Annotated in this window: 9 protein-coding genes; 4 read left to right on the top strand and 5 right to left on the bottom strand. The window is 70.6% G+C overall.

The features are described 5' to 3' along the window. Both D7X55_RS27765 and D7X55_RS27760 read right to left on the bottom strand, forming a co-directional pair. Positions 1 to 313 (bottom strand): ATPase domain-containing protein (locus tag D7X55_RS27765; protein WP_147470227.1); only part of this gene is annotated, 313 nt, incomplete at its 3' end. A gap of 157 nt (positions 314 to 470) precedes the next feature. Next, the gene (locus D7X55_RS27760; RefSeq protein WP_199747177.1) at positions 471 to 2,738 is read right to left on the bottom strand and encodes a di-heme oxidoredictase family protein; all 2,268 of its coding nucleotides are present in this window, start codon (positions 2,736 to 2,738) and stop codon (positions 471 to 473) included. A gap of 238 nt (positions 2,739 to 2,976) precedes the next feature. Between D7X55_RS27760 and D7X55_RS27755 the strand changes: the two genes are divergently transcribed. Both D7X55_RS27755 and D7X55_RS27750 read left to right on the top strand, forming a co-directional pair. After that, on the top strand, positions 2,977 to 3,627 hold the full coding sequence (locus D7X55_RS27755; RefSeq protein WP_120550097.1) for a 2OG-Fe(II) oxygenase: 651 nt from the start codon (positions 2,977 to 2,979) through the stop codon (positions 3,625 to 3,627). After that, positions 3,624 to 4,286 carry an SRPBCC domain-containing protein gene (locus D7X55_RS27750; protein ID WP_121724624.1) on the top strand — a complete coding sequence of 221 codons (663 nt, stop codon included), beginning with the start codon at positions 3,624 to 3,626 and terminating at the stop codon, positions 4,284 to 4,286. The genes D7X55_RS27755 and D7X55_RS27750 overlap by 4 nt, the downstream gene beginning before the upstream one ends. On the opposite strand, the gene D7X55_RS27745 is transcribed toward D7X55_RS27750, so the two are convergent. Beyond that, positions 4,212 to 6,179 (bottom strand): hypothetical protein, encoded by a 1,968-nt coding sequence (locus D7X55_RS27745; protein WP_121724623.1) that lies wholly within the window; start codon positions 6,177 to 6,179, stop codon positions 4,212 to 4,214. The genes D7X55_RS27750 and D7X55_RS27745 overlap by 75 nt on opposite strands. Positions 6,180 to 6,260: 81 nt before the next feature. Further along, positions 6,261 to 7,874 (bottom strand): Na+/H+ antiporter, encoded by a 1,614-nt coding sequence (locus D7X55_RS27740; RefSeq protein WP_120550102.1) that lies wholly within the window; start codon positions 7,872 to 7,874, stop codon positions 6,261 to 6,263. Between the two features lie 183 nt (positions 7,875 to 8,057). Here D7X55_RS27740 and D7X55_RS27735 point away from each other — a divergent pair, with 183 nt between their 5' ends. Both D7X55_RS27735 and D7X55_RS27730 read left to right on the top strand, forming a co-directional pair. Continuing rightward, complete coding sequence (locus D7X55_RS27735; protein WP_233610109.1) at positions 8,058 to 8,960, top strand: dimethylarginine dimethylaminohydrolase family protein; 903 nt, start codon at positions 8,058 to 8,060, stop codon at positions 8,958 to 8,960. Beyond that, entirely contained in the window at positions 8,950 to 9,747 is a 798-nt protein-coding gene (locus D7X55_RS27730; RefSeq protein ID WP_121724622.1) for a hypothetical protein, read from the top strand. The genes D7X55_RS27735 and D7X55_RS27730 overlap by 11 nt, the downstream gene beginning before the upstream one ends. A 4-nt stretch (positions 9,748 to 9,751) precedes the next feature. Here D7X55_RS27730 and D7X55_RS27725 read toward each other — a convergent pair whose 3' ends face one another. Continuing rightward, positions 9,752 to 10,405 (bottom strand): MBL fold metallo-hydrolase, encoded by a 654-nt coding sequence (locus D7X55_RS27725; protein WP_233610108.1) that lies wholly within the window; start codon positions 10,403 to 10,405, stop codon positions 9,752 to 9,754. Positions 10,406 to 10,475 lie beyond the last annotated feature (70 nt).

Below are 10,475 nucleotides of genomic sequence, written 5' to 3'. Positions count from 1 at the left end.
CCCGCAGCGAGGGCAGCCCGCTGACGTAGTGGACCCGGGTGCCCACGAAGTCCCGCTGGAAGAAGCGGAAGGAGCTCAGGTGCAGGAGCATGCGCTCGTGGGTCTCCGCCAGCAGCGTCACGTAGAGGCTGCTGGCGTCCGACTCGGCGGCGCGGAAGCACATCTCGTTGGCGAGCGTCGTCTTGCCGCTGCCCGGGGGGCCGGCGATGAGGTACAGGCCGCCGCGCAGCAAGCCGCCACACAGGATTTCATCCAGGTGGGGCGTCCCGCTCTTGAAGCGCGCAGCGGTCTCCTCCTCCCGCAAGTCGTCCATCCCCTGGCTCCTCCCTCTGGACCCAAATATGGGACGTCCCACCTGAACCCTGGACCGCCCGGAGGCGTGGCAGGCGGGCAGGCTTGAAACGCCAGGACGCCGGACGCGAGGGGCCCGCTGCCCCCTCCCGCCCGGCGTCCGTCGTGACAGGTGCTGACTACAGCGAGTTGACGAACTTCAGGAGCGCGTTGCGGTCCGACGCGCTGAGGTTCACGAAGGCCTGCCTGGCGGCCTCGCCCTCGCCGCCGTGCCAGAGGATGGCCTCGGTGACGTTGCGCGCACGGCCGTCGTGCAGGTACGCCTCACCGCCGGACACGCCCGCAGTCAGGCCAATGCCCCACAGCGGCGGCGTGCGCCACTCGGAGCCGGAGGCCTGGCCTTCCGGCAGGTTGTCCGCCAGGCCCGGGCCCATGTCGTGCAGCAGCAGGTCCGTGTACGGGCGGATGGTCTGGCCGCGGAACTCGTTCATCGCCGCGTAGGGGCTGGTGGTCAGCGTGGGCGCGTGGCACTTCGCGCAGCCCGCGTTGGTGAACACCGTCTCGCCCTGCAGCGCCGTCGCGTCCGAGTGGTCGCGGCGCGCCGGGACACCCAGCAGCGCGATGTAGCGGGTGAGCTTGTCCAGGTCGTTGTCGGACAGCTCCGCGCTCGTGCCCGCGCAGCCCTGCTGCGACGAGCCGCAGTCCTGCGTCTTGAACACGTTGGACGTCACGCCCATGTCGCTGTTGAGCGCCTCCGCCACCTGGTGCTTCACGCGCGCCGCGCCCGCCTTCCAGCCGAAGCGGCCCATGCGGGTGACGCCCGTCTCCGGGTCCTTCACCGTCTGCATGCGGCCGGAGATGCCGTCGCCGTTCGCGTCGTTGGGGTCCGCCAGGCCGGCGATCTGGGACTCCGGCACCGCCTCCAGCAGGCCCATGCCAATCAGCTGCGGCGAGATGCGCGCGGAGTAGTTCGTCGGCGTCACGTTGAGGAAGCTGTAGTTGGGCTTGCGCAGGCTGTACGTCGTGCCGCCGTTGAGCGTGCCGCTGGCCGTCGTCGTCCAGCTGCCGATGCGCACGTCCGCCTCCGGCGTGCCGCTGACCGCGCGCGGCTGCAGGCGGAAGCCCAGCGCCGGATCCACGGACACCACGCCGTTGTTCACCTTGCCCACCTTCACCACGTAGTTCTCCAGCGTGGTGTTGGTGGTGGAGGGCGGCAGGCCGCGGCCGTTCTGCTTGTGGCAGGAGACGCAGGACACGTTGACGTAGTTGTTGCCCAGCTTGTTCACCTGCGCCGTGAAGATGGGGTTGTCCGGCTCCGAGTGGCTGCCGTCACGGAAGTTCGTGTGGTGCAGGCGGCGGCCCTCCACGAAGGGCTGCGCGTTCACCGGCGCCAGGTTCGTGGGCATCTGCAGGAAGCGGTTGTCCGGCTCGTTGGAGAACGGCGTGTGCAGCGTTCCGCGGCCGCCCGACCAGGCCTTCTCCGGCAGCGCGAAGGAGTCGCGGATGCTGCCCTGACCCTCGAAGGGCACCAGGCCGCCCTGGCCCACGATGTAGAGCATGCCCGTGGAGTAGTAGTTGAAGCGGCCTTCCACCGGCTGCTGGAGGAACACGCCAATCTCCAGCTCCATCCGGTCACCCACGCGGATGGCGCGGCCTTCCTTGGCGTTGAAGTTCACCGACGACGTGTACTTGTAGTCGTTCACCTTCACGAAGTCCGCGTTGTGGAAGTACTCCGCCACCGTGTTGAGGCCACGGAAGAACGCGCGGAAGTCCGGCGAGTCGTACGGGTAGATGGTGTACAGGTTCACCGTGATGGTGGAGCCGCCCTTGGCGACCGTGTCCACGATCTCAATCCAGTGGGTGCGCTTCTCGAAGTACAGCTTCAGGTAGTGGTCGTACGCCTGATACATGTCCTCGCGCATGTGGCGGTCGCGCACGCGGTCGCCCACGCGGGTGATGATGGCCGTGGAGGTGTTCTCCACCGTGGCCGGCTCCAGCGCGGTGGCGCTGGTGAACAGCGGCACCACCGGGCCCGCGTCGCCGTTGGGAGGAGGACCGGCGTCCACGCCCGTGCCCGCGTCCGGCGTGCCGGTGCCCGCGTCCGTGCCGGTGCCGGTGCCGCTGTGCGTGTAGCGCGTCCAGGTCGTGTCCCGCGCGCACGCGCACGACACGTCCCAGTACGTGAAGAAGTAGTCGATGGTGTTGCCGGCGCTCAGGCCCGTGACGGTGTACTGGTTGCGGCCTCCCGTCACCGTCATGCGGATGTTCTGCTGTCCGCCGCCATTGAGCACGTAGTGGATGTCCGCCCAGTCCGTCGTGTCGACGTAGAAGACGGCGGAGGAGCCCGATGGCGTAACGCCATACGTGGCGGCTTCTGCGGATTGAACCGCCAGACAACTGACGGCCAGGAATGCGAGCGCGATTCCCGTGAGTCTGCTTCGGCTCATGGTTGCGAACTCCATGGTGGGGGTGGATGGGGCGTGGGACGGCGAGCGCTGCGAAGGGGACTTCGTAGCTTGACCGAAGAAAGTAGGAACGCCCGGAAGCCGCAAGGTGGGATGCCGGAGAATTCGGCTTTGACGTGATAAATGATAAATAAGAGAAATTGATGTCATCCCTGACGCGCCGTGTTGTCAGGGGTTGACGCGTCGTGTTGCACAGGGTGGGTGGGTAGACTCCGGGGCCATGCGCTTCCAGCCACCGTGGGGTGGAGCCTTCCGGCTCGACACCTTCTTCCACCGCACTCCGGACGTCCTCCCGGAGGAGACGATGGCCTCCATCCGCTCGGCCATCCTGGGCTCGTCGCTCCTGGGAGAGTCGAACCTGTCCGGGCAGTTCTCCGGCACGTACGGCTTTTCGCTGACGTTCCGCCGGGACGCGCTGCCGGAGGTCCACGAGCGGTTCCCAGCCTTCGCGCCGTACCTGGCCAGGACGCTGCTGCCGGAGTGCAACGCCTTCCTGCTCAACCCGCTGCTGGTGGGCAAGGGCCGCAACGTGGCGGCGCACATCGACCGGAGTCTGGAGTTCTACGGCCCGGCTATCGGCTGCCCGGTGGCGGTGAGCGTGCTGTATGTCCAGGTTCCGAAGGAACTCCGCGGTGGCGCGCTGCGGCTGTACCACCGGGGAGGTCAGGTGGCGGAGCTGAAGCCGCAAGAGAACGCGCTGGTGATGTTCCGGGGTGACCTGCTGCACGAGGTGGAGGCCATCACCTCCGGCGCGGAGTCGATGCGGGAGTCGCGGATCAGCCTGGTGGTGGAGCAGTACCGCGCGCCACCGGAGCTGCTGGCGAACGTGCCCCGCTTCGAGCTGCGCACGCGTTCGGGGGTGCGGGCGTGAGCGGCCTGACGCTGGAGTGGAAGCTGCCCGCGCCGCCGGAGGCGGTCTTCCCCGCGCTCTCCGAGCCCGCGCTCATCCGCCGCTGGTTCGGCGCGCCTCCGGGCTGCTACCGCACGCACGCGCCCGACCCTGGCGCGCTGGGGCAGCCCTACCGGGTGGGCCTGAGGGACGCGGCGGGCCGCGCGTTCTCGCAGGTGGGCTGCATCGTGGAGGTGGACCCGGGGCGCTTCCTGGCGCTGGAGATGGACTGGGAGGGCGGCGGGCCGATGCCCGCGGGGCGTACCCGGGCGGAGCTGACGTTCCACCTCACGCAGGAAGGCACGCGGCTGGAGCTGCGCCAGGGGCCGTTCGCGGACGACGCGGCCCGTGACGCGCACCGGGGCTACTGGGAGGCGTGCCTGGGCCGGCTCGCGCGCGTGGTGGCGGGGGAGGCCGTGCCCTGCTTCGAGGAGTTCTGGGAGGAGTCTCGCGGCTACGTGGGGCCGCTGGCGGTGGCCGCGTACACGGTGCTGGCGGGGCTGCGCGAGGCGGGCGCGCCGAAGGAGACGGTGGCCCAGGTGGAGGACGCGCTCTACACGCACCTGTCACGGCTGCGCGAGGACACCGCGGACGTGCTGGGCGCGGTGCTCCAGTCGCGCGTGGAGGGCGGCGCGAGCTGACGTGGCTGCCGGAGCCTGGGGAGGCGCGCAGCTGGCTCCGTCGTCGTTGCCGGTGATGACGCGCGCCTCCTGCGGGCCCTGGTAGGCGAGGTCGGCCAGGGCCCGCGCCTGGCATGTGGGCAGCAGGGGATTGGTGGCCACGGTGAAGCCCTGGCCCACGACCCGCAGCCCGTCGAGCCCCAGCGCCTGGAGGGACGGGTTGTCCGTCACGGTGAGGAGCTGGAGCTCGCGCAGGTTCTGGAACCGGGCCAGCTCCGTCAGGTCGTTGTTGTAGCGGACCGACAGGCGGTCCAGCCGCAAGAGCCGTCCGAATCCGCCCAGGTCGGTGAGCCGCGGGTTCAGCTCCACGATGACGGTGTGCACGGAGTCCAGGCGGTCCAGGCCCGTCACCGACTTCAGCCGGGCGTTGTTGCGCAGGGTGATGTCCCCGGACACGGTGCGCAGCTCGGGCCAGCCGCCCGCGGACTCCAGCATCGCGTTGTCGCCAATGGCCACCGAGCCCACGCGGCTGAGGCGGGGGAAGCCCGCCGTCGACTGGAGCTTCGCGTTCCCGGCGATGCTGATGGCGCTCGCGGACTGAAGGCTGTCCAGCCCCTCCACGTTCGTCAGCGCGGCGTTGGAGAAGATGGACAGGAAGTCGACGGTGCGCAGCGAGGACAGGCCGGACAGCGACTCCAGGGCCGCGTTCTGGCTCAGGGACACGCTGCCCGCGGACGCGAGGCTCGGCAGGGCCAGCCTGCGCAGCCGTGGGTTCGCCTGCACGCTGAGGCCTTCCGGGAGGCTGTCCACGGCGGGGAACTCGAAGCTCTCCACCAGCGCGTTGTCGGACACGCCCAGCCAGCGTCGCGGGGCCAGCGCGCGCAGCCCGTCCAGCGACGCGAGCACGGGGTTGCCCCGCACGGAGAGGTCCCGGTCCACGTGGACCGGGTGGGCCGGGTCGCCCATGGCGGCCGTGGTCAGCGCCGCGTTGTCATCCAGCCACACCTCCCCGGCGAACCTCAGGGACGGCAGCGCCACGCGGGTGAGCCGGGGGTTGGCCTGGACGGTCAGCGAGCCCACGACGGCGGACAGCTCCGGCAGGTCCAGGGCCGTCAGGGTCTCGCTGTTGACGAGCAGGTCCCCGTCCACGCGGGTGACGCCCTGGAGCCCCGCGAGGTCCTCGGCGGTGGCCACCACGTAGGGGCCCGTGTAGACGCGCGTGGGCTGGCACAGGAGGAGGACCGTCAGCACCTCCGTGTCCGGATCCATCCGCCCGTTGCCGTCGAGGTCGCCAAAGGCCTCCACGCGCATGCCCGCGCGCCCGCACGCGCCGCCGGCCGGCTCGGGCTGGACCTGGACGCGCAACAGGGAGCTGTCCACGAAGCAGAAGTGATGGGCGGCCTGGACTTCCGCGGGGCCGAGCACCCCGTCGCCGTCCACGTCGCCGCCCGCCTCCAGCACGGTGGCGGGGGACAGGCAGGCGGTGCTGTCCGGCACCGGGTGGATCCGCGTGAGGATGGCCGCGGTGCGCGTGCAGACGGGGACCTCGCGGGTGACCTCGGCGTCGTCCAGCGCGCCGTTGCCGTTGAGGTCCAGCCCTGCCTGCGTCAGCCGTCCCCCTTCCGCGCACACGGCGCCGGGGGCGACCTCCGAGCTGCGCGCCACCACCTGTGCGGGAGCGTCCGCGCAGAGGTACTCCGTGCGGGTGACCTCGGCGTCGTCCAGCACGCCGTTGCCGTCGAGGTCCAGCCCCGTGCCCACCGCCTGTCCGCCGAAGGCGCACGCGGCGCCGGGCGGCTCGGCGGTGAAGCGGGAGAGGGCGGGGGCCTGAGGGTGCAGGACGGTCAGGTCAAGCGGCGCGCACCCTCCCGCGACGAAGCAGAGTGACAGCCACGTACCCCAGGTCCACCGCATGTGCGTCGCCTCTCGAGTCCGGCCGGACGGGCCCTCGGCCTTTCATACGGACAGGGGGGCCCGGCCGGGTCGCTGGCGCGCTCAGGAGGCCAGGGCCTGGGGCGGCGGAGGCGTGTGGGCGTCCTCCGGCGCGCCGTGGGCCTCCGCGTCCTTCGCCGTGGCGATGCGCTCGTCCAGCTCCGCGGTGAGGTGCTCGTAGACCTCCTTGTTGAGCGTGCCCTGCTGGTAGGCGTTGAAGACGGCCTCCTTCTCCACGATGAGGACGCGGCGGATGGCCTCCTGCTGCTCCTCCTCGTGGAAGCGGTTGGACTGCTGCTTGAGCGTGATGATCTCCTGCTCCACCGCCTGCGCCTTCTGCTGGTAGTCGCGCTCCATGGGCTCCAGCACGTCCACCGGAATCTCCCGCTTGCGGCGCATGGCCTCCAGCGACGCGAGCGCCGCGTGGATGGCGCCCAGCCGGCCCCGGGCCAGCTCGTACTGCTCCTGGTAGACGTCCTTGAGGCCGGTGATGCCCAGCCACTTGAGCATGGGCGCCATGGTGAGGCCCTGGAAGATGATGGACAGCACCACCACGCCGAACGTCATGTTCACCAGGAGTTCGCGGTGGGCGAAGTCGTTCGGAAGGCCCAGCACCAGCACCATGGACACCGCGCCGCGCAGGCCGCTCCAGGTGAGCACCGCGCTCCACTTCCACGGCAGCTTCTCCGACGTGAAGCGCAACAGGCCGGACACGCCGTAGACGACCACCGCGCGGCCCACCAGCACCGCCGCGTACGCCAGCAGGATGGGCTGCCACGACGCCAGCAGCGACGTCAGCTGCACCTCCAGGCCGATGAGCAGGAACACCACCGAGTTGAGCGCGAACGCCAGGTACTCCCAGAAGCTCTCCACCGCGATGCGCACCGTGGGGCCCATGCCCTCCTGGGCCGCCCAGTTGCCGCACACCATGCCGGCCACCACCACCGCGATGACGCCTGAATAGTGGAAGTGCTCCGCCACCACGAAGGACCCGTACGCGGCGATGACCGTGCAGGTGATCTCCACCATGGCGTCCTCCACGCGCAGGATGACCTTGCCCACCGCCCAGCCCACCGCCGCGCCGATGACGGCGCCCATGCCCGCCACCTTGATGAAGTCCAGCACCGCGCCGCCCGCGGTGAACGCCTGGCCGCCGGCCACGCCCACCACCAGCGTGAAGAGCACCACGGAGGTGCCGTCGTTGAGCAGGCTCTCACCCTCCACCAGGATGGCCAGCCGCTTGGGCGCGCCCAGCGCCTTGAACAGGCCCACCACCGCGATGGGGTCCGTGGACACGATGAGCGACGCGAACACCATCGCGTGGATGAGGCCAAAGCCCTCCAGCAGGTTCAGCCCGCTCATGGCCGGCGACAGCAGCAGCGCCGTGAGCGCCATGGACGCCACCACGCCGGGAATCGCCATGGAGGTGATGGCCAGCTTGTTCTTCATGAACTTGCGGAAGTCCACGTGGAACGCCGCTTCGAACAGCAGGCCCGGCAGGATGACCGCGAACAGCAGCTCCTTCGTCAGGTGCGGCGGCTCGAAGGCCTGCACGATGCCCAGGCCCAGGCCCGCCAATACCAACGCCACCGTGTACGGAAACTTGAAGTAGCGCGCCGCGATCGCCACCGCTGTCGCGATGGAGAAGAGCAGCACGAAGGCCAACTCGAAGTGCATGAATCCCCAGCCCCGTTTGTGCTCAAAAATGGCGAGGATGCCACGCGCGCGGGGCGGTGGGGCAACCCCCTTTCGGAGGGAAAATGAGAGGGGACGGGCAGGCGTTGCATTTTGCCAGACTGTTTTCTCACGGCCGGAGACGGACGCGTTGTGACGCTCCGGGCCGGCGGCTAGAAGCGGGGCATGATGGACCTCTTCCTGATGTCGCCCCCGGGGCGGGGCTGGGCGCTGCGAGGCCGCTCGAACTTCCGCAGCCGTGAGGCCGCTCCGGCGGATGCGCGCGGCGCGCGGCGGGAGTGGCTGACGCTGGCCCGGCACATCGAGTCGCGAGGCGGCACGGTGGTGGCGCTGCCCTCGCCGTCGGACGCGCTGACGGGCATGCCCTACGCGGCCGAGTGCGGCCAGGTGGTGGCGCGCGAGGGCCAGGCCCCGCTGTTCCTGCTGCCCCGGATGATGAGCGCGCACCGGTTCGCGGAGCGCGACCACTGGACGCCGCTGGCGAAGCGCCTGGGCCTGGAGGTCGTGGACCCCGGCGTGGGCATCTGGGAGGCGCACGGCGACGTGGCCACGTTCGACGGCGTGACGCTGCTGTTCTGGGGCGGGCGCACCACGCTGGACGGGCTGGAGGCGGCCGAGCGCTCCTTCCCTGGTGAAGTCCTTCGCGTGCAGGTGCGCGAGCCCGCGTTCCACGGGAACATGGCGGTGCTTCCCCTGCCGGCGGTGGACCGTCTGGTCGTGTGCCCGGACGTGATGGCGCCGGAGTCGGTGGCGCTCCTGGAGCAGCGCTTCGGCGCGGACCGGCTGGTGCGCGTGACGGAGGCGGACATCCGGCGCTATGCGACGAACGGTCTGCCCCTGGGCAGGGACCTGCTCGCGCCCACGGTGATGCCCCCGCACATCGTGGAGACCTTCGAGCGGCTGGGCATGCGCGTCGTGTCCATGCCCATGCCGGAGCTGACGGAGAAGGGCGGCGGTTCGTCGCGCTGCCTCGTGTCGCGCGCGTCGGTGGACGCCTCCCGCGTCGTCATTCCTCCCGAGTACCGGTTGGACGTCGTGGCGAAGGACCTCGAAGCCGATGGCGGGTGAGCTCGCGTCGCTGGCCCAGGCGTTCTTCGCCGCCACCCCGGAGTTGTCATTGCAGGCGCTGGGCTCCGGCGTGCACGTCCCGTCGCTGGACCTGGCGCCGTACGGCGTCCCGGTCACGCACCTGCTGGCGGAGCACAACGCGGAGCTCGCGCGGCAGTATCTCACGCTCAACCAGCTGGCGTTCGGCGGCATCGGCGTGCCGCGTTGGGTGCTGTCGGACCTGTACCTGATGCCCGGCGCCATCGGGCTCCTGCGCTGTCCCGCGCGGCTCTTGAAGGCGCCCGCGCGTGAGCGGCTGCTGCTCGCGGACGAGGAGTCCGCCATCGGCGCGGCCTGCTACGTCGCGCCGTCGCTGACGCCGGGCCTGTTCGTGGGCGTGTCGCTGTTCAGCTTCCTGCCGGGCCGGGGCGCGTCCGCGTGGGTGAAGCTGCTCACGCTGCGCATGGTGCGAGCGAAGCGGCTGCGCGGCGTCACCCAGTGGGACAACCCCGCCGTGCGCGTGCACTCGCGGCTGGGGCCCATGCGGCTGGTGGGGCGCGTTCCCGGCGGCCACGACTACGACGAGCGCACGTTCGTCTACGAGACGGACCTCTCCAATGAGGCCCGCGTGGCCCGGTCCATGGTCCGCGGCGATGCACCCGCCGCGCCCGCCGTGCGCATCCCCGTCACGGACCTGCTGTCCCTGGGCACGCTGCTGGACCGCGCCGAACGAGGCGCCCGGCTGGAGCTGGTGCCTCCCGGTCAGGACGACGGCCACGTGCTGGTGCGCGAGCTGCCCGAGGGCTGAAGGCTCAGGGCGCGGGGGCGTGCGGGAACTCGTCGTCCTGTTCCAGCGCCTTGCGCAGGGCGCTGGCGCCGTCCTTGAGGATGGGCGCGCCGTGCGCGAAGCAGACGGTCTGGATGGGCAGGTGGTCCAGGATGCGCTGGATGCTGGTGCGCGTGCGCAGCGGTTCGTCCTGATATTCGCCGGGGACGAAGGTGGGCGTGCGCCGGGCCTCGTGTGACAGCAGGTCGGAGATGAACACCACGGCGTGCGGGCTCTTCTGCAGCCACAGCGTGTACATGGCCTCCGTGGGCCCCGGCGTCTGGAAGGTGTTGAGGCCGCCCGGCAGCGTGGAGCCGTTCACGTATTCGAAGTCCGGCTTCTCCTCCAGGCCCTGCGCGCCCTCCGGGGCCCAGACGGGCACGCCGAACAGCTTGCGCATGCGCCACGCGGAGCGCTGGTGGTTGCCCGCGGTGAGCACGATGGCGTCGATGTCGCCCAGCTTGCGCAGGAGCTTTTCGTCGATGGGCAGCGGGTCGATGAGGGTGACGGTGCCGTCCTCATCCACCACCGCGTAGGCGTCGCTGCGCGTGCCGCCGAGCCGGTCGTCGGAGACGGTCCAGTGGTGCACGCCGGGGACGATTTCATCCGTCTTCTTCGCCTGGGCCTTGGGCTCGCTCATGCGGACAAAGCTAGGCACCTGTCCCGGGATACAAGGGGGCACGCTCCGCCGGCCGCCTGCCCCTTTGGCG

It is taken from the genome of Corallococcus sp. AB049A (genome assembly GCF_003668885.1).
Lineage (GTDB): Bacteria > Myxococcota > Myxococcia > Myxococcales > Myxococcaceae > Corallococcus > Corallococcus interemptor.
The sequence above is the reverse complement of the archived record's forward strand: the minus strand, read 5'-3'. Positions and strand labels throughout refer to the sequence as shown.

What these genes read in the sequence shown, in the direction of transcription:
- D7X55_RS27760 (WP_199747177.1), bottom strand. Translation starts at nt 2,738, where the DNA reads ATGAGCCGAAGCAGACTCACGGGAATCGCGCTCGCATTCCTGGCCGTC.
- D7X55_RS27755 (WP_120550097.1), top strand. Translation starts at nt 2,977, where the DNA reads ATGCGCTTCCAGCCACCGTGGGGTGGAGCCTTCCGGCTCGACACCTTC.
- D7X55_RS27745 (WP_121724623.1), bottom strand. Translation starts at nt 6,179, where the DNA reads ATGCGGTGGACCTGGGGTACGTGGCTGTCACTCTGCTTCGTCGCGGGA.
- D7X55_RS27740 (WP_120550102.1), bottom strand. Translation starts at nt 7,874, where the DNA reads ATGCACTTCGAGTTGGCCTTCGTGCTGCTCTTCTCCATCGCGACAGCG.
- D7X55_RS27735 (WP_233610109.1), top strand. Translation starts at nt 8,058, where the DNA reads ATGATGGACCTCTTCCTGATGTCGCCCCCGGGGCGGGGCTGGGCGCTG.
- D7X55_RS27730 (WP_121724622.1), top strand. Translation starts at nt 8,950, where the DNA reads ATGGCGGGTGAGCTCGCGTCGCTGGCCCAGGCGTTCTTCGCCGCCACC.
- D7X55_RS27725 (WP_233610108.1), bottom strand. Translation starts at nt 10,405, where the DNA reads ATGAGCGAGCCCAAGGCCCAGGCGAAGAAGACGGATGAAATCGTCCCC.